Raw genomic sequence first — 19,055 nt, 5'->3', positions numbered from 1 at the left:
GCTGCCACAGGACTGTCATTTGCCCGCTCAGAAGTTCATGTTAGTCACGGCGGCGTTGAGGCAGAATGGGCGTGCCCGGTTTTGCCGGATTGAAGCGGAAGCTGCGCGGAACAAGGGATGATGCCATGAACGAAGCCCCTGATCTTTCGGACATTCTGCCTGCCTCCACCGTTGCTTCCGATGCAAAGGGAACCGTGCCGGAACTGACACCGGAAGGTGAGCTGGCTACATCTCCGGCCAGGTTCATGAACCGGGAGCTGTCCTGGCTCCAGTTCAATCTCCGGGTTCTGGAAGAAGCCATGAACCCGAACCATCCGCTGCTTGAGCGCGTTCGGTTCCTGTCGATCTCCGCCAACAATCTCGACGAATTTTTCATGGTGCGCGTGGCCGGCCTGCGTGGCCAGCAACGGGCCGACGTTACCAATCTGTCCGACGACGGCCTGACGCCGACCGAACAGCTTCAGAAGATCAGCGAAGCAGTGCGTGATCTCCAGGCGTCTCAGCAGAAGATCTGGGTGGAACTGCGCCGGGAGATTGCCGACAAGGGGATCGAGATCCCGCAAGGCGACACGCTTGACCAGGCGGACAAGGCCTGGCTGCAAGACTATTTCCTTGCTTATGTCTTCCCGGTTCTGACGCCGCTTGCCATCGATCCGGCGCATCCGTTCCCGTTCATTCCGAACCTTGGCTTTTCCATCGTCTTTGAACTGGCGCCAACTTCCGGTGGGCGCGGCATGATTGCTCTGCTCAGAATTCCGAGCCAGGTTGATCGCTTCGTTCAATTGCCAAACGGCGAAGATGGCGCCGCCCGGTTCATCGCAATCGAGAAAGTCGTCAGCCTCTTCATCGGGCGCTTGTTTCCAGGCTACGAGATCCGGGGCAAGGGGGCGTTCCGCGTCATTCGTGACAGCGATCTTGAAATCGAAGAAGAAGCGGAAGACCTCGTTCGTCTGTTCGAGAGCGCTTTGCGCCGCCGCCGCCGGGGCTCGGTGATCCGTCTGGAAATCCAGGAAACCACACCACCGGCGCTGCGTGAGTTCGTGGGCGAGGCGCTGCATGTCGGGCAAAGCGAGATCTTCCTTGCAAACGGCTTGCTTGCGCTCAACAACCTGTCCCAGATTGTTGACCTCGAGCGGCCTGACCTGAAGTTCCAGCCCTATACCGCCCGCTTTCCGGAGCGCATTCGCGAACATGGCGGTGACTGTCTGGCGGCGATCCACCAGAAGGACATCATCGTCCACCACCCGTATGAATCCTTCGACGTGGTGGTTCAGTATCTGCGGCAGGCTGCGCGTGATCCGGATGTGGTGGCGATTAAGCAGACGCTCTATCGTACCTCCAACGACAGCCCCATCGTGAAGGCTTTGGCTGAGGCGGCCGAAGCCGGCAAATCCGTTACCGCACTGGTGGAGCTCAAGGCAAGGTTCGACGAGGAAGCGAATATCAAGTGGGCGCGCGATCTGGAGCGGGCTGGCGTGCAGGTGGTCTTCGGCTTCATCGAGCTGAAAACGCACTCCAAGCTCTCCATGGTCATCAAGCGCGAGCACGGTCAGCTCAAGACCTATTGCCACATCGGGACAGGAAACTATCACCCGATCACGGCGCGGATATACGAGGATCTTTCCTTTTTCACCGATGATCCCGGCATTGCCGAGGATGCGGCCCGGGTGTTCAACTTCATCACCGGTTACGCTCAACCGGCGGAACTGAACAACCTCATGGTGTCTCCGGTCAACCTGCGTCAGCGCATGCTGGAAATGACCGAGAACGAGATCGAGCACGCCCGCGCAGGCCGCCCCGCGCAGATCTGGTGGAAGATGAATTCCCTCGTGGATCCGGCGATCATCGATGCCCTTTATCGCGCAAGCCAGGCAGGCGTGCAGATCGATCTGATCATTCGCGGCATTTGCTGCCTGCGTCCGGGCATTCCGGGTCTGTCCGACAATATTCGGGTGAAATCCATTGTCGGACGTTTCCTGGAGCATTCTCGCATCTACTGCTTTGGCAACGGCCAGGGGCTGCCGTCTCCCGAGGCTCACGTCTATATCGGTTCAGCTGATCTGATGCCGCGTAACATCGACCGGCGGGTCGAGGTCCTGGCACCGCTCAAGACACCGACCGTGCACGAACAGGTTCTGGACCAGATCATGGTGGCCAACCTGAAGGACAACCAGCAAAGCTGGCGCATTCTGTCGGACGGCAGCCATGAGCGCATCGTTCCGAACGCCAATGAGGAACCCTTCAATGCGCACCAGTATTTCATGACGAACCCCTCGCTTTCCGGCAGAGGCAAATCATTGAAGAGCGATCGGCCGAGGCCGTTCCTGGAACGGCAAAAACGAGGTTAGCATGACTGCTGAGTTTCATCCGGCACGTGGCCGGCTCAACGGGTCCGGACCTGTCGCAGTCGTGGACATCGGCTCCAACTCCGTGCGCCTCGTGATTTACGAACGCAAGGCCCGCACACCGACCATGCTGTTCAACGAAAAACTGCTGGCAGGGCTTGGCAAGGGCATTGCGGCGACCGGCCGTCTGGCCGACGATTCCGTCAGCCTGGCTCTCGGTGAACTGACCCGCTTCAAGACCCTGATCAAGCATACCGGCTGCCAGGACATCTACATCGTGGCGACGGCTGCGGCGCGCGATGCGGAAAACGGGCCTGATTTCGTGCGTGAGGTCGAACGGTTTCTGGAGGCTCCGGTTCGTATCCTCGATGGCAATGAAGAGGCCTATTATTCCGCTCTTGGTGTGATTGCCGGGTTCTGGCAGCCGCGCGGCATTGTCGGCGACATGGGTGGCGGCAGTCTGGAGCTGGTGGAAATTGCCGACAACAAGCCTGGCACGGGAGCGACGTTCCCCCTTGGCGGGCTGCGGCTTTCGGAAGAGGCCGAAGGCAAGATCGCCAAGGCGCAGAAGATCACCGAAGCGGCTCTCAAGGACTTTCAGTGGCCTGACCTTGCTCCCGGTGAACGGACATTCTATGCCGTTGGCGGCACGTGGCGGTCGCTGGGCCGTCTGCATCTGATGCAGAACAATTATCCGCTGCACGTGATGCACAATTATGAAATCAGTGCGGAAGAGGCGATTGCCTTCTGCAAGCGTATCGCCATTCCGAACCTTGAAGGGGTGGAACTGGCGGAGATCGTTTCCAAACAGCGCCGTCCTCTGGTGCCGATCGGTGCGGTCGTCCTGGAACAGGTGCTGACGTCGATGAAGGCGGAGCGCCTGGTCTTTTCCGCAACCGGTGTTCGTGAAGGCCTGCTCCATGAAAAGCTACCTTTGGAAATGCAGGCTCATGACCCGGTGATTGAAGCTGCGCGCGAACTGTGCACGCTGCGTGCGCGCTCACCTGCGCACGCGGAGGAGCTGATTGTCTGGACGGACAAGCTGTTCAAGGAACTTGGCATCGAGGAAACCGCCAATGAGACTCGGCTTCGCCACGCAGCGTGTCTTCTCTCCGACATCGGCTGGCGCGCCCATCCCGATTATCGCGGCGAGCAGAGCCTCAATATCATTTCGAACGCATCTTTCGTCGGGCTGGATCATGCCAGTCGCGCTTATCTTGCGGCAGCCGTTTTCTATCGCCACCAGGGTTTGCGCGAGGGCGATCTTTCGCCGGTCATCCGGGAGCTGTTTACCGACCGTCTGCGCATCCGCGCCAAGGTTCTTGGCGCGACCATGCGGGTGGCGTCTCTTTTGAGTGCTTCCATTGCCGGCATGTTGCCGAAGGTCGGCATCACCAAATCGGAAACAGGGTTGTCGCTCGATCTCGGCAAGGATCTTGCCGACCTCGACGGTGAACGCCTGCGCAAGCGCGCGAACCAGCTCAGCAAGGTCATCGATGTCGATGTTGCTGTAAACGCCGGCTGATTTCTGGGGTGCTGCGGAACCGAGACTGAGAAGGCAGGCGGCAGAGTTTACTCTGCCGCTTCCGATTCAACGTTCGCCTGCCGCGGCTGATCAATCGCGACGATCTGACGATCCTGGAAGGCGAGGGCGACTTCACCGCGCTTCAGCTTGAGCGCGGTTTCGCCGAAAAGCTCGCGCCGCCAGCCCTTCATGGCTGCCACATCGGCAGCATCATCCGCGGCAATCTTTTCTAGATCATCCACCGTGGCTATGACCTTGGCAGCAACGCCATGTGCTTCGCTAACAAGTTTCAGAAGAACCTTCAAGAGATCGACAGCGGCCGCTGAACCATCCGGTGCCTGTCGACCTTTCGGCAGTTTCGGCATTTCGTTCTTGGGAAGCGAAACGGCCCGTCTGACGGCTTTCAGGATCTCGTCTGCGGACTTTGAACGCTCGAAACCGCGCGGAATGGTCCTGAGGCGCGCGAGCGATTCTGCGTCCTGAGGCTGCTGAGCTGCGAGCTCATAGATGGCATCGTCCTTGATGACGCGGCTGCGCGGAACGTCGCGTGATTGCGCTTCCCGTTCGCGCCAGGCTGCAACTTCCATCATTACGGCCAGTTCAACCGGCTTGCGCACCCGAAGCTTCAGCCGTTTCCAGGCCTGTTCGGGATCCGTACGGTAGGTGTTGATGGATGTCAGCACCTGCATTTCGTCCTGAACCCAGTGGCTGCGGTCCTGTTCGGCGAGATTCGCTTTCAGGAACTGATAGGCGTCACGCAGATGCGTGACGTCCGCAAGCGCATAATCCAGTTGCTTTGCCGTCAGCGGCCTGCGGGCCCAGTCGGTGAAGCGGGACGACTTGTCGATCCGGGCACCGGTCACCTTGTAGACAAGCTGGTCGTAGGAAATGGAATCACCAAAGCCGCAAACCATGGCCGCGACTTGAGTGTCGAACAGCGGGGCCGGGATAAGTTCTCCCAGATGATAGATGATTTCGATGTCCTGGCGGGCAGCGTGAAAAACTTTTGTCACATTGCCGTCGCGCATAAGCTCGAAAAAGGGCTCAAGGTCCAGCCCTTCGGACAGGGCATCGACGATGAAGGCCATGTCAGGCCCTGCCATCTGGATGACGCAGAGCTTGGGCCAAAAGGTTGTCTCACGGAGAAACTCCGTGTCGACAGTCACGTAATCATGAGCGGCAAGACGCTGGCACGCAGCGGCGAGATCTTTTGTTTTTGTAATCACATGCATGGTGACGGACAGCTATACCCGAGTTCTGCCGCTTTGTCGCCACGAAATGGTAATTTTCGCGCTTGAAGCTCTTGAAAAGGCGCATTTTGTGCGCCTATGTTGAAGCTTAAGCGAGCGTCCGCAAAAGAACACACAGGGGAGTGGAAATGCGCAAGATACTGGTGGTGAATTCAAAGGGCGGTTGCGGCAAGACGACCCTCGCCACGAATCTTGCCGTTGCGCTCGCCGCTCGTGGCGAAGATGTTGCACTTGCCGATGCGGACCGCCAGAAGTCGAGCCTTTCCTGGGTCAAGCGCCGCCCAAAGGGCCTGGCGCAGATCGAAGGTCTCAACTGGAGCAAGGAGGACGCTATCGGTGACAAGGACAAGCATCTGGACGCCATTGTCATCGACGGACCCGGCGGGCTTCGATCGGAGCTGGCCAAGAACCTGATCGCGGAGTCGTCCGATATCATTGTTCCGGTGCTTGCATCAGCCTTCGACTGGGACGCCACCTTGAAGTTTCTCGACGGCATTTCCGATATCAAGCGCGTGCGCAAGGGCAAGGCCGATATTCACGTGGTCGCAAACCGGATCGATCGCCGGTCAAACCAGGTTGCCGATCTGGAGCAGTTGCTCGCCAAGAAGGGCTATCCGCTGCTTGCCCGGATTTCTGATCGGGTGATATATGCCCGCCATGCCGCAGCCGGGTCTGGCGTTTTCGACTATTCCGATGCCAGTTCCCACGAGATCCGCGGCCAGTGGCATCCACTGTTGCAAGCAGTCGACGCCTGAGAGAAATTTCCGAACCGTTTCGCGTTCAAAAGGGGAGAGGCAAGTCTACCGCAAGCCTTTCCCTTGACTTTCGTCCCGCAACATGGATTGTGCAGCCGGACTCGGCCTGCCTCCAGCGGGCCGTAACGATTTTCTATGCCAAGAAAAATGTCGAGGAATTAGAATGCACCCCTACCGTAGTCACACATGCGGTGACCTCCGTCTGTCCGACGAAGGCCAGACTATCCGTCTTTCCGGCTGGGTCCACAGGGTCCGCGATCATGGCGGGGTGCTGTTCATCGATCTGCGCGATCATTACGGTGTCACCCAATGCGTGGTCGACCCCGACTCTGCGGCCTTCAAACTGGCCGAAACCGTGCGTTCCGAATGGTGTATCCGCATCGACGGCAACGTGAAGAAGCGTACTGACGAAACCATCAACGCCGAACTTCCGACCGGTGACATTGAAGTCTTCATCCGCGAGATGGAAATCCTGGGTGCGGCGAAGGAACTGCCGCTGCCGGTCTTCGGTGATCTGGACTATCCGGAAGAAGTTCGTCTGAAGTACCGTTTCCTGGATCTGCGCCGCGAGAAGCTGCACCAGAACATGATCCTGCGCTCCAACGTTGTGCGCGATCTGCGTGACCGCATGTGGAACATCGGATTCAACGAATTCCAGACGCCGATCATCACGGCCTCTTCCCCTGAGGGCGCGCGTGACTTCCTGGTTCCGTCTCGTCTGCACCCCGGCAAGTTCTACGCCCTGCCGCAGGCCCCGCAGCAGTTCAAGCAGCTGCTGATGGTCTCCGGCTTCGACAAGTACTTCCAGATCGCGCCGTGTTTCCGCGATGAAGACCCGCGTGCCGATCGTTCACCGACCGACTTCTACCAGCTCGACATGGAAATGTCCTTCGTCACCCAGCAGGACGTGTTCGATACCATCGAGCCGGTGATTGCAGGCTGCTTCGAGCGTTTCGGCAACGGCCGTCCGGTCAACCGCGACTGGCCGCAGATTTCCTACAAGGATTCAGCGCTCTGGTACGGCACCGACAAGCCGGACCTCAGAAACCCGATCAAGATGGAAATCGTCTCCGAGCATTTTGCAGGATCCGGTTTTGCAATCTTTGCCAAGCTGCTGGAGCAGCCGGGCACCGAGATCCGCGCTATCCCGGCACCGAAGGGTGGAAGCCGCAAGTTCTGCGACCGCATGAACAAGTTCGCCCAGGAGCAGGGCCTGCCGGGCATGGGCTACATCTTCTGGCGCAAGGCTGAAGACGGTTCCATGGAAGCTGCCGGTCCGCTGGCCAAGAACATTGGTCCGGAGCGCACCGAAGCGATCCGCACCCAGCTGGGTCTCGACGTCGGTGATGCGGCCTTCTTCCTCGGCGGCAAGCCGAAGCAGTTCGAGCCGGTCGCAGGCAAGGCCCGTGTCATCATCGGCGAAGAGCTCGGCCATACCGACAAGGACCGGTTCGAATTTGCCTGGATCGTGGATTTCCCGATCTACGAGCGCGACGAGGAAACCGGTGAGATCGATTTCGAACACAACCCGTTCTCCATGCCTCAGGGCGGAATGGAAGCTTTGGAAGGCGATCCTCTGGAAGTTCGCGGTTATCAGTACGATCTGGCCTGCAACGGTCACGAGCTGGTTTCCGGCGCGATCCGGAACCACAAGCCGGAGATCATGTACAAGGCTTTCGAAATTGCTGGCTATCCGGCTGAGGAAGTCGACAAGCGCTTCGGCGGCATGGTCAATGCATTCCAGTATGGCGCTCCTCCGCATGGCGGCTGCGCGGCCGGCATCGACCGCATGGTCATGCTGATGGCTGATGAAGCCAACATCCGTGAAGTCATGCTCTTCCCGATGAACCAGAAGGCGGAAGACCTGATGATGGGCGCACCGAGCGAAGCGACATCGGCTCAGCTTCGCGATCTGCATTTGCGTCTGAACTTGCCGGACGCCTGATAACAACCTACTTGCGGGTAACCGTTAAATAGGGATAACCCTCTGCAACAGAGGCTTGAGGCCGGCCTAGCCGGCCTCAGTCATGCTAAGCTTAGCGAGTTTTTGGAAAGGCGGCTTACAGTGCTCAACCCTGCAAAATGGGAGATCTGGAACGATCCGGATGGCACGGTCCAAGTCATCAAGCGCCTGTTGAGCGAAAATCTCCGGGCCTACATACCACGCTACATGGTGGCCTTCGTTTTCATGGGCATGGTAGCGGCGACGACTGCCGCAAGTGCCTGGATCATGAAGGATGTCATCAACGAGGTGTTCATCAACCGCGACAAGGCGATGATCTATGTCATCGCCGGAGCAGTCATCTGCATCTTCACCCTCAAGGGCGCTTCGACCTACGGTCAGATGGTCGTTCTCTCAAGGGTAGGCAATGCGATTGTTGCCGACCTTCAGAACCGCTTGTTCAAGCGGCTGACCATGCAGGACCAGGCCTATTACGACCGGATGTCCCTGCCGGAACTGGGCATTCGCGTGAACACGGGTGCTGGCAGTGCCCGTTCGGTCATCGACATGATCGTGCTCAGCCTTGGCCGGGATATTCTGACCCTGATCGGTCTCGTCGGCGTGATGATTGTCCAGGATCCCCTGATGAGCCTGCTCGCACTGGTGATCATGCCGCCGATCGTCGTCGGTGTCAGTTTTCTGGTCAAGCGGGTGAAGACCTATGCCAAGCGGCAGGTGGTTTCGAACGCCAAGATCGGCTCGACCCTGCAGGAAACCGTGCTGGGTATTCGCATCGTCAAGGCATTCCGAATGGAGCAGACGATGCAGCAGCGGATGGCGACATCCGTCTCTGAAGTCGAGCGCCAGTCCAACAAGATTGCGGCGCTAACGGCGCGGACATCCCCGCTGATGGAATCCCTCGGTGGGTTCGCGATCGCACTGGTTATCTTCTACGGTGGATATTCGGTGGTGGAACTGGGCAAGGATCCCGGCGCGTTCTTTGCATTCATCACCGCCCTGCTGCTTGCGTATGATCCGGCGCGCCGTCTGGCCCGCCTGAATGTCAATCTCAGCAAGGCGCTGGTCGGGGTTCGTCTGATGTACGAATTGATCGACGAGCAGCCGGATCTGGAGCAGGTCGAAAATGCACCGGACCTCAAGGTCGATAGCGGGCAGATCGAACTGAAGGACGTCAAGTTCTCCTATGGCGAAGGTGCTGCCCTGAACGGGCTGACCCTGACGGCTGAGGGCGGCAAGACAACGGCACTGGTTGGTGCATCCGGTGCCGGGAAATCAACGGTCTTTGCCTTGATCGAGCGTTTCTACGATCCGCAGCAAGGTACGATCTGCGTTGACGGCCAGCCGATCAAATCGGTGACGATGAGTTCCCTGCGCCGTAACATTGCCTACGTCAGTCAGGACTCCTACCTCTTCAACATCAGCATCCGCGACAACATCGCAATCGGCAGGCCCGATGCCACGCAGGAAGAGATCGAGGCGGCGGCAAAGGCGGCAAACGCCCATGACTTCATCCTCGAATTGCCTGAAGGCTACAACACGTTGGCAGGCGACGGTGGCGGCCGGTTGTCCGGCGGTCAGCGTCAGCGGGTTGCCATCGCGCGCGCCATGCTGCTTGATGCGCCGATCCTGTTACTGGACGAGGCGACCTCCGCTCTCGACGCGGAATCCGAGGCCAAGATCCAATCCGCGCTCGAAACACTGATGGAAGGCCGCACGACACTTGTGATCGCCCACCGGCTCAGCACGGTTCGCCACGCGCACAAGATACTCGTTCTGGACAGGGGCCGCGTCCTTGAAAGCGGCACGCATGACGAATTGTTCGAGCACGACGGCATATATCGCCGCCTGTGCGAACTGCAGTTTCAGAGCCGGAACGAGGCAGCCGAGTAAACTTGCATTCTTAAACGCACAAACAAGAAAAGCCCGGACAAGGTCCGGGCTTTTTGCTGTGTAAAGGCAGAGTTACTGGTTGGCGGTAATGCCGACCGAAAGGATCTGCGGGATCATCTGGGGCGCGAACATCGCCGTTCCCATGATCTGGGACAGGGGAACCGGCGCACCGGGTGCCGCCGTCAGTTCCAGCGAACCTGGGGTGTTCAGGAACTGGGTCACAGCCTGAGTGACCTTGCCTTCCAGTTCCTTGTTCTGCAGCATGCCAAGCATCATCGGCAGTGTGCCGGTGAGGCCAGCTACATAGGTCGGCGTGTCAACACCGGCCTTTTTCGATTCCTGATCCAGAACGCGGCCCGTCAAAGAGGCGTCGTCCAGCCGGATCTTGGCATTTTCGATGGTCACGTTCTGTAGAAGCGCCATCGCTTCTTCCGGCTTCTCCGACTTTTCGTTGAGCTGGGTGACCACTTCCCGGGTAACCCCGCCCATGGAGAAGGAAAGCGACAGGCTGGCGGCTTCCTTGGCATCGATCTTGAGTTCCGGCACCACAAGCGTGGCTGCTTCCGGATCCCATTTGCCTGAACCGGCAACATCAACAGTCAGGGTTTCATAACCGAGATCCGTGAGGGACTTGGTTTCTTTCGATTCCAGTTCCTTCACATCAATCGTGGCGCCGGTCACGGCGAAACTGCCGGCCGTCGGAAGATCGCCGTCCATGGCATCGATCGAAGAGGAGATTTTTGTGATGTCGGCAATCTGGTTGTCTTCATCGCGGATCTGGATGCTGTTAGCTTCAAACGTCTTGTAGCCGGGCCCGACCGGCGGCGTATCGGACGCAGCTTCTTCCGGCGTGGGCAGGAGAAGTTCCGTAACCTTGAGGTCTGCCAGCGACATGCCGCCGTCCTCGGCCGTGAGCTGAAGGTTGCTCATGTCGAGACTTGCCAGTTTGAGCCGGCCGTCAGCCTGGATTTCGCCACCAGTGAGCACGGTAGAAGCGATGGTGACGCTGGCGCCTTCCTCGTCTTCCTTGCTGATGACGATATCGCTGAGCGTGACGGCGCCACCTGCTTCGTCAACCGAACCGTAGCTCTCGACGGTGCCTTTTTCAGCGTCCAGCAGCGACAGGAACGCGTCGGCAATCTCGTTCCCGGACGGATCGAAGGCAAGAGCCGGAGAGGCTTGTAGAGCGAGCAGACTGACAGCGGCTGTCAGACCGGCTGCGATCCGGGGCGAACGGGAAAACATCATTGAAAATCTCCACGAAATAGAGGTGATCCCACTCTGGGGTAAGTTCCACAGTGTGGCAAGGCGAAAGCCGGTTGAAGCAATAGCCGGGCTTATTCGAACAAAATATGTCCTGCGTCACACTTTCCCCGGTTGAAACGCAAAGGCCTTGTAGCCAGCGCTTTACCGGGGCTGATTGTGTCAGGCAGCTGCCTTTTCAAGGAAGGTGCTGTTGGCGCGTTCGATGTCTTCCAGTGTCGGCAGGCTGGCTTCGTTGCCCAGGTGCTGGATCGCATGGGTCGAGGCACCACGCGCAAAGCGGAAGTGTTGATCCCAGCTTCTTTCCGGCCATTGCAGATAGGACGCAACATAGGCGCCGTGAAACACATCGCCGGCCCCATTGGAATCGACCACTTTCGACAAAGGTACATTCAGGGCCGGCATAACCTTGTCCGGACCGCCGGCTTCGTACCAGACCATGCCTTCGTCGCCGAGCGTGACAGCACCGACGGGACAGTTCTTGGTACGCAAATACGCCAGGGTCTCGCCGGTCGACATGCCAAGCTGCTGGCAGAACCGTTCGGAAACGACCGCAATGTCGATCTGATTCAAAAGCTCGTCCGTGTTCTCGCGAACCGCACCTCCGTCGAGAGACGTCAGAATACCGAGGTTCTTGCATGTGGTCGCATAGTGGAGGGCTGCATCCGGCATGTGGCCATCCAAATGCAATGCCTTCATGCCGGTAAGCGTGAGGGGAGGGAAAGGATGCAGGAATTCGTTGTCGCGGCAGCGCACGATGGCACGCTTGCCACCCTTCGGCATGATGAAGGAGAGCGAACTCTCGCGCACCTTGCGCCCGTGAATGGAAATGCCGTAGGCCGCGGCCATATCCAGGAACATCCGCGCCAGCCAGTCATCCGCCTGCGAACACAACAGTTCCGGCTTGCCGCCCAGTTTGGCGCAGCAGAACGCCGCTGTAACGGCATTGCCGCCGAAACTGATCGCGTAATCCCGGGCAATTGTCTTTTCGTCGCCCGTCGGCAGCTGGTCGGTCAAAAACGTAACGTCGATATAGGCTTGTCCAATAAACAATGCCTGCATGTAACCCTCCCGAAGTCCGGCTTTTTCTCGTCTGCCCTGCAGCTAACACGGCAATGAGGCAGGTCGCTTTGATCTGAATGAAACTGCTGAATCTTCAGTCCTTGTTTACCCAGATCAGCCATGGTCAGAAAGAGTTTATTCACGAACAGGCCCGCGACTTGTCTTTCCGCTATGTTGGTTTTGTAAAAACGGTGCTGATCGCCCTTGCGCTGGCGACTGCTCCGCTTTTTGCGATCAATGTCATTCTCAACCAATATGCGGAACGCCGCGCCGTCGTCGAAATGGAAGCCATGGGAAATGTGGCTATCCATCGCGCCGAAGAGGCAATTTCCACGACCGTCTCCCTGCTGCAGCGACTGGACCGTGACGACGTGCAAACCTGTAGCGCCGAAGACCGGGGCATTTACGAAAAACAGATCGTCGAGCACGGCATGATCGACGCCATCGGGCTGGCGGACGCGGCCGGTCAACGCATGTGCATCATTCCGGATCGAGATCTGGCCGGGAAGGTCGTTCTTCCTCCGATGCGCGAAGACGGCCCGCTGGTCGGTATCGGCATGCTGGACCGCAACTATCTGGGGGCTCGCGCAGCGGTAATCAGTTGGGATCTCAAGGACCAGACCCGTCTGTTCGCGGAAGTGACGCCCGCCGTCATTGCCATCGATCCCGGTCCGGAATATCTGCGCTCCTATCGCAGAGCCGAACTGCGCCTCGGCAACAATCTGCTCTGGTACAGTATTGGCGGCTATAACTCCGAGGCGACCGATCCTTCGCAAATCCTGTCTGTCGAGGTCTCCTCGCAGCTCTATCCGCTGGTCGCGACGATCACCGCGCCGATTTCGGCCGCCGGCAATGTCGTGCAGGATCTGAAGGTTGTTGCGGCCGCCGCCTGTGCCGGCATTGCGCTTCTATTCGTTGCCATCGGCGTCTGGTTGTCCTGGCGTCCGGAGCGGGAGGCCGACGACGAATTCATCGCCGCGATCCGCAATGGCGAATTCATTCCCTATTATCAGCCTGTCATGGACATCGAGAGTGGCCGGTTGCGCGGCTGCGAGATCCTGATGCGCTGGCGCCGTCCAAACGGCATGATCGTTTCGCCGGGCCAGTTCATGGCTTATGCCGAAAACAATGGCCATATCTTCGACATGACCCGCCACATGATGCGCGTGTCGTCGGAGGAAATCGGCGACCTTTATGGCGACAACCCGGACCTGAAGCTGTCGATCAACCTTTTCGCGGGGCACTTCCTGGATCGCGAAATCATTTCCGACATCCGTTCGATCTTCGAAAAGTCCCGGATTTCCTTCCAGCAGATCGTCGTGGAAGTGACCGAACGCCATCCGCTGGAAGATATGGAACTCGCCCGCAAGATCATCGCGGAATTGCAGGCCCTGGGTGTGCGTGTGGCGCTGGACGACGTTGGCACCGGCCACGGCGGCATGGCTTACCTGCAGAAGCTGGGCGTCGACATCATCAAGATCGACAAGATGTTCATCGATACCATCGGGTCGGACGACAACTCGACGACCATCGTCGATTCCATGGTCGAACTGGCCGACAATCTGGGCATGGGCATCATTGCCGAAGGTGTCGAAATGGAAGAGCAGATCGACCGGTTGCTTGAACTTGGCGTTACCGCTGCCCAGGGGTACTTCTTCGCAGCCCCCATGCCGGCCGATGAATTCATCGCCTTTGCAGAACGCACCGATGAAGAAGCCAATGAGCGTTCGCGGCTTGCAGCGGAAGCTGCCGCCGCAGAACAGGCGGCAAACGAAGCTGCAATGCGCAAGAACGCTGCGGCCTGATCCGGGCTCCCGGCTGGCTGTTTTTTTTTACCTGGATCGATCTCGAAAAAAATCAGGTTCTGTCGGTTGGCACAGGCTCTTACCCGTGCCAGTTTTTGGAGTGTCCGGCTGCCTGGACACGCTTCGAGTGTGAGCAGGATGAAAAAGCTGGCGAACTTATGCCAGTGTGCCCTCTTGTCTGTACCGGCTGGACGGTATAAATAGCGCGAAACTGTACTGACTGGACGGTATAGAAATGGCCGCGCGTTCGACACGCAACTCGCATGAATCAAAATCGGAAATACTGAAGGCTGCACTCGAAGTCGTGAGACGCTCGGGAGCGCAAAGCCTCACCATGGATGCCGTGGCCGAGGAAAGCGGCTTTTCGAAAGGTGGGGTGCTCTATAATTTTCCCACCAAGGACGCGCTGATTACAGGCATGGTGGAATTCCTTGCGGGCCAGTTCGAAGCCGAAGTGTCCGCTGCGCGGGAGCGGAACCTTTCTTCCGAATGCCCGACCTTGAGCGCCATGATCGAAGTCACCGAAGGCTGGCTGAGTGAGCAGCGGGATCTTGCGCAGGCCATGCTGGCCACGAAAGCAGACCGTCCCGACCTGAGTGAACCCTTCATGGGCGTGAAATCCCGTATGAAGGCGGCCATCGAAGCCGAACTTTCCGACCGCGGCAAAGCCTGGGCAATCTGGGCGTGCCTGGAAGGTCTGCATTTCTCCGAGGCGCATTGCGTCACGATTTTCACAGATGAAGAACGCGCGCTGGTTTTTCAGGAACTGCGCAAGCGTCTGACCCAACTCCAAGACTAGAACGGAAGACCAAATGCTGGCACTTCACAAAGCCCCAATCCGCCGTTGGGTCGCCCTCCTGTTTGCTGCGGGGATGCTCGCAGCCTGCCAGGAAGACGCAGTTGATCCGGTTTCCGAAGCAGAAGCAAAGCTTCACGCCGCGCCAAGGCCTGCGAAGATCTTTACGGTGACAGACCAGATAGGTTTGCTGGAGCGGCGGTTCGCGGGCCGGGTTGCGGCGGTAAAGACCGTCGACTTGTCCTTTCAGGTGCCGGGCAAGCTTGTTGCGCTTCCGGTTCTGGAAAGCCAGCGCGTGAAAGAGGGCGACCTGATCGCCACGCTGGACACGACTGACTACGACCGTGCCGTCCGCGAGGCGACGATCAATGCCGAGCAGGCAAAGAGGGAACTCGACCGGCTGGAAACCCTGCGCGAACGCTCCGTGATCTCACAGTCCGCCTACGACGAGCAGAAGAACAAGCACGACCTTGCGCTTGAGACGTTGAAGGAAGCCAAGCAGAACCTCGAATACACCACGTTGAAAGCACCTTTCGACGGGATCGTCTCAGTACGACTGGTCGACAATTTCACCACGGTCAGTGTCGGCACACCGGTTGTGCGGCTTCACGATGTGTCGGAAGTGCAGGTGGACATCAACGTTGCCGAGGCGCTGTTCGGACGGGTATCTGAGTCTGAAGTGGCCTCGATCGAGGCAAGGTTCCCGGCCTATGGCGACAAGCTGTTTCCGCTGACCTACCGCGAGCATTCCAGCCAGGTCGACGATGTGGCGCAAACCTATCGTATCACCCTTGCCATGCCTCGCGACGGCGCAGAGCAGCTGTCACCCGGCATGACGGCTTCTGTCACCGTGAAGTTTCTGCCGGAAGGTCTGGAATTGGGAGAACAGTTCCTGGTGCCCTCAAGTGCAATTGCAGTCGACGGTGATGGCAGCTCCTACGTCTGGAAATTCGATGCCGACACGGGCGCCGTGTCCAAGAACCCGGTCGAAATCGGCACGGTCATGGGTGACTTCATTCCGGTCCGCTCCGGCCTGGACAAAGGCGATGACATCGTTTCCGCCGGCGTCGCCTATCTCAGCGACGGCCAGGTCGTGCGGCGTTTGAACTGATCCGGTTCCGGACAGGCAAGAGGATCAGAAACCTTGGATATTGCACGCTACTCCATTCAAAAGCCGGTCAACACCTGGATGATCGTGATCATGTCGCTTCTGGGCGGGCTCTGGGGCCTGTCCACCGTGGGGCGGCTGGAAGATCCTGCGTTCACCATCAAGCAGGCTCAGGTGATCACCAGCTATCCAGGCGCAACTGCGGCTGAAGTCGAAAACGAAATTACCGAAAACCTCGAAACGGCCATCCAGCAGATGCCGCAACTGGATCTGATCACATCCGTGTCGGAGCCCGGCTTGTCGCGCATCAGCGTCGAAATCAAGCCAACCTACGACGGCGAAGAATTGCCTCAGGTCTGGGACGAATTGCGGCGCAAGGTCAATGACGAGGTCCGGAACCTGCCGACAGGGGCGGGAACGCCGCTGGTCTATGACGATTTCGGCGATGTTTATGGCCTTTTCTACGCCTTCACTGCTGACGGTTATACCAACCGGGACATTCGCGACACGGTCAAGCGTATCCGGCGCGAACTCCTGACGGTTCCCGGGGTCGGCAAGGTGGAAGTTGCCGGCGAACCGCAGGATGTCATCTACCTGAATGTCAATCAGGACAAGATGGCCGGGCTCGGCATTACTTTCACCGACGTGATCGGTGTGCTGGATGCGGAAAACCGTATTCAGACCAACGGGTCGGGTGTTTCAGGTGACAAACGCATTCGCCTCATGACGGCTTCCGCCTTTGACGACTTCCGCGGCATTCAGGATCTCGTCATCGGCAGGGCAGGGTCGACGGCAATGATCCGCCTGTCCGACATCGCGACGCTGGAGTTGGGCGAGCCGGAGAAGCCGGACAGGTTGATACGCCATGATGGCCACGCGGCAGTGACGATTGGCGTGTCTCAGGTCGATGGCACCAATATTGTCGAAGTCGGCGAACGGGTGATCGAGAAGCTTGCCGCCGTCGAAGCGCAATTGCCGGTCGGCATGCAGATCCATCCCATCTACGAGCAGAATATCGTGGTCGATGAATCCGTAAACGGCTTCATCATGAACCTTGCGGCCTCCGTCGTCATCGTGATCGGTGTTCTGGCGCTGTTCATGGGGTGGCGCGCGGCAATCGTGGTCGGCACGGTGCTTCTGTTGACCGTGATGGCCACCGTTCTGTTCATGCGCATCTTCGCCATCGAGATGGAGCGCATCTCGCTCGGTGCGCTTATCATTGCCATGGGTATGCTGGTGGACAACGCCATCGTGGTGGCGGAAGGCATGATGATCAACATGCAGCGTGGCCAGAAGGCGATCGAGGCGGCCAGCCGCGTCGTCGCTCAGACCATGTGGCCGTTGCTGGGGGCAACTGTCATCGGCATCATGGCATTTTCCGGCATCGGCCTGTCGCCGGATGCTACCGGTGAGTTTCTGTTCTCGTTGTTTGCCGTGATCGGAATATCGCTGCTGTTGTCGTGGGTCTTCGCGATCACTGTGACCCCGCTGTTCGGCAAGTACTTCTTCAGAACCGCCACCGGCAATCTGGACGATCATGACCCTTACAAGGGCATTCTCTACAAGGCCTATCGCGGGATTCTGATCGGTTCCCTGCATGTGCGGCTGCTGACCGTTGCCGCACTTGTCGGGATCACGGTTATCTGTGTCATGGCCTTCGGCAACGTGAAGCAGGCCTTCTTTCCGGACAGCAACACGCCGATCTTCTACGTCCACTACTGGTCACCCCAGGGAACCGATATCCGGTCGACCGAGGCGGACCTGAAGGAGATGGAGAAAATCGTCCTCACGGATGAGCGGGTCGCAACCGTCACTAGCTTTGCGGGCGGTGGTGCAACGCGTTTCATGCTGACCTACGCACCGGAAGACGCCAACCCGGCCTATGGCCACATGATCATCCGGACGCATGATCGTGAAGAGATCGACATGCTGGCGCTTGAGTTGAGGGAGCAGTTCGCCGAACGTTTCCCGTCTGCTCAGATCATCACCAAGCGCCTGGTGTTCGGTCCCGGTGGCGGTGCCAAGATCGAGGCACGGTTCTCCGGTCCGGATGCGGATGAGCTCAAGCGGCTCGGCAACGAGGCGCAGGCGATCTTCGCGATGCCTGACAACAAGCTTGCAGACGTCAACACGAACTGGCGCCAGCGCGAACTTGTCGTGCGGCCGATCTTCGATGAAGACCGTGCCCGTATTTCCGGTGTGACCCGCGAGGAGCTGTCGGTCGCCCTGCAGTTTTCGACCGAAGGCATTCGTGTCGGCTCCTACCGCGATGTCGACGAGAGCATTCCGATTGTCGCCCGCAAGGCCGAACAGAACGGCATCTCCGTCAACGAGAGCGTGTCGGACTCTTTGGTCCTGAGCAGCAATGAACGCCGCTATGTGCCAATCGAGCAGGTTGTGCGGGAATTCGTGATGGAGCCTCAGGATACGCTCATCCATCGCCGTGATCGCGTGCGCACGCTTACGGTGAAGGCTGAGACGACTGCGGGCGAAACCGCGACTGCTGCTCTTGCAAGGGTCCGTCCGCAAATCGAGGCCATCGAGCTGCCTCCGGGCTATGCGCTGGAGTGGGGCGGTGAATATGAAAGCACCAACGATGCGCAGGAATCTCTGGGTGCGCAGCTGCCGCTCGGTTTCCTGGTCATGCTGATCATCTCGATCCTGCTGTTCGGCTCCGTGCGGCAGCCGCTGATCATCTGGCTGATGGTGCCCATGTCGATCAATGGTGTTGCCATTGCCTTGCTGGCCACGGACACAGCCTTCGGCTTCATGTCGCTGCTTGGCTTCCTGTCGCTTTCCGGCATGCTCATCAAGAATGCCATCGTGCTTCTTGAAGAGATCGATCTTCTGATTGGCGAGGGCAGGGACAAATACCAGGCAATCGTCGATGCAAGCGTCTCACGTATGCGGCCGGTGATGCTGGCGGCGATCACCACCATCCTCGGCATGGCACCGCTCCTGTCGGATGCCTTCTTCCGGGGCATGGCAGTGACAATCATGGGCGGTCTGGCGTTTGCCACCGTGCTGACCCTGATTGCCGCACCCGTGCTCTATGCCCTGTTCTTCCGGATTCGCCCGCCGAAGAAAGACAAGACGAAGGCGGAACCGTCAGTTCCGGCGGATGCCGTTCCGGCCAAGTAACCCCGGACGCGGTCACTCACGAACTTGAAAGGCGGCCTTCGAGCCGCCTTTTGTCTTTCTCTCAAATGACATCCCAACGCCAACCAACATCGGCCCCCCATGGCTTGATCATGGGACCCAACCCGTTACGCCAGGGAGTGCAGGAAACACGG

The 19,055-nt window shown here is 58.7% G+C and carries 12 protein-coding genes; 9 read left to right on the top strand and 3 right to left on the bottom strand.

Going from position 1 to position 19,055, the window contains the following annotated elements; translation table 11 throughout:
* Window positions 1–125: 125 nt before the first annotated feature.
* Window positions 126–2,348, top strand: coding sequence for an RNA degradosome polyphosphate kinase (locus HCG46_RS18805; RefSeq protein ID WP_031270745.1), 2,223 nt, complete (start codon window positions 126–128; stop codon window positions 2,346–2,348).
* A 1-nt stretch (window position 2,349) separates the two neighbouring features.
* Window positions 2,350–3,870 carry a Ppx/GppA phosphatase family protein gene (locus HCG46_RS18800; RefSeq protein WP_077290081.1) on the top strand — a complete coding sequence of 507 codons (1,521 nt, stop codon included), beginning with the start codon at window positions 2,350–2,352 and terminating at the stop codon, window positions 3,868–3,870.
* 47 nt (window positions 3,871–3,917) lie between these two features.
* Here HCG46_RS18800 and rnd read toward each other — a convergent pair whose 3' ends face one another.
* The gene (gene rnd / locus HCG46_RS18795) at window positions 3,918–5,102 is read right to left on the bottom strand and encodes a ribonuclease D (protein ID WP_023004024.1); all 1,185 of its coding nucleotides are present in this window, start codon (window positions 5,100–5,102) and stop codon (window positions 3,918–3,920) included.
* 146 nt (window positions 5,103–5,248) lie between these two features.
* On the opposite strand from rnd, the gene HCG46_RS18790 reads away from it, so the two are divergent.
* From HCG46_RS18790 to HCG46_RS18780, 3 genes are all read left to right on the top strand, one after another.
* Window positions 5,249–5,875: a ParA family protein gene (locus HCG46_RS18790; protein ID WP_168687051.1), complete on the top strand. Its 627-nt coding sequence runs from the start codon at window positions 5,249–5,251 to the stop codon at window positions 5,873–5,875.
* 163 nt (window positions 5,876–6,038) lie between these two features.
* Window positions 6,039–7,820, top strand: a complete 1,782-nt coding sequence (gene aspS, locus HCG46_RS18785; RefSeq protein WP_023004026.1) for an aspartate--tRNA ligase — start codon at window positions 6,039–6,041, stop codon at window positions 7,818–7,820.
* Window positions 7,821–7,940: 120 nt separating this feature from the next.
* A complete protein-coding gene (locus tag HCG46_RS18780) occupies window positions 7,941–9,728 on the top strand; it encodes an ABC transporter ATP-binding protein (RefSeq protein WP_168687050.1) in 1,788 nt (595 codons plus the stop codon).
* Window positions 9,729–9,800: 72 nt separating this feature from the next.
* Here HCG46_RS18780 and HCG46_RS18775 read toward each other — a convergent pair whose 3' ends face one another.
* Both HCG46_RS18775 and HCG46_RS18770 read right to left on the bottom strand, forming a co-directional pair.
* Window positions 9,801–10,976, bottom strand: coding sequence for a hypothetical protein (locus HCG46_RS18775; RefSeq protein WP_209009526.1), 1,176 nt, complete (start codon window positions 10,974–10,976; stop codon window positions 9,801–9,803).
* Window positions 10,977–11,153: 177 nt separating this feature from the next.
* Complete coding sequence (locus HCG46_RS18770; protein WP_023004029.1) at window positions 11,154–12,053, bottom strand: sugar kinase; 900 nt, start codon at window positions 12,051–12,053, stop codon at window positions 11,154–11,156.
* Between the two features lie 77 nt (window positions 12,054–12,130).
* Here HCG46_RS18770 and HCG46_RS18765 point away from each other — a divergent pair, with 77 nt between their 5' ends.
* The 4 genes from HCG46_RS18765 (at window position 12,131) to HCG46_RS18750 (ending at window position 18,903) form a co-directional block, all read left to right on the top strand.
* Complete coding sequence (locus HCG46_RS18765) at window positions 12,131–13,858, top strand: EAL domain-containing protein (protein WP_209009525.1); 1,728 nt, start codon at window positions 12,131–12,133, stop codon at window positions 13,856–13,858.
* A gap of 235 nt (window positions 13,859–14,093) precedes the next feature.
* On the top strand, window positions 14,094–14,657 hold the full coding sequence (locus HCG46_RS18760) for a TetR/AcrR family transcriptional regulator (protein WP_023004031.1): 564 nt from the start codon (window positions 14,094–14,096) through the stop codon (window positions 14,655–14,657).
* Between the two features lie 13 nt (window positions 14,658–14,670).
* Window positions 14,671–15,765: an efflux RND transporter periplasmic adaptor subunit gene (locus HCG46_RS18755; protein ID WP_168687049.1), complete on the top strand. Its 1,095-nt coding sequence runs from the start codon at window positions 14,671–14,673 to the stop codon at window positions 15,763–15,765.
* A gap of 33 nt (window positions 15,766–15,798) precedes the next feature.
* On the top strand, window positions 15,799–18,903 hold the full coding sequence (locus tag HCG46_RS18750) for an efflux RND transporter permease subunit (RefSeq protein WP_168687048.1): 3,105 nt from the start codon (window positions 15,799–15,801) through the stop codon (window positions 18,901–18,903).
* Window positions 18,904–19,055: the final 152 nt, after the last annotated feature.

Origin of the sequence: Labrenzia sp. PO1 (assembly GCF_012273635.1) — a bacterium.
GTDB classification, from domain to species: Bacteria; Pseudomonadota; Alphaproteobacteria; order Rhizobiales; family Stappiaceae; genus Roseibium; species Roseibium algicola.
This window is presented reverse-complemented; position numbering and strand designations above follow the sequence as displayed.

Coding starts and splice junctions, on each gene's coding strand:
- HCG46_RS18805 (WP_031270745.1), top strand. CDS start 126: ATGAACGAAGCCCCTGATCTTTCGGACATTCTGCCTGCCTCCACCGTT.
- HCG46_RS18800 (WP_077290081.1), top strand. CDS start 2,350: ATGACTGCTGAGTTTCATCCGGCACGTGGCCGGCTCAACGGGTCCGGA.
- rnd (WP_023004024.1), bottom strand. CDS start 5,102: ATGCATGTGATTACAAAAACAAAAGATCTCGCCGCTGCGTGCCAGCGT.
- HCG46_RS18790 (WP_168687051.1), top strand. CDS start 5,249: ATGCGCAAGATACTGGTGGTGAATTCAAAGGGCGGTTGCGGCAAGACG.
- aspS (WP_023004026.1), top strand. CDS start 6,039: ATGCACCCCTACCGTAGTCACACATGCGGTGACCTCCGTCTGTCCGAC.
- HCG46_RS18775 (WP_209009526.1), bottom strand. CDS start 10,976: ATGATGTTTTCCCGTTCGCCCCGGATCGCAGCCGGTCTGACAGCCGCT.
- HCG46_RS18770 (WP_023004029.1), bottom strand. CDS start 12,053: ATGCAGGCATTGTTTATTGGACAAGCCTATATCGACGTTACGTTTTTG.
- HCG46_RS18765 (WP_209009525.1), top strand. CDS start 12,131: ATGAAACTGCTGAATCTTCAGTCCTTGTTTACCCAGATCAGCCATGGT.
- HCG46_RS18760 (WP_023004031.1), top strand. CDS start 14,094: ATGGCCGCGCGTTCGACACGCAACTCGCATGAATCAAAATCGGAAATA.
- HCG46_RS18755 (WP_168687049.1), top strand. CDS start 14,671: ATGCTGGCACTTCACAAAGCCCCAATCCGCCGTTGGGTCGCCCTCCTG.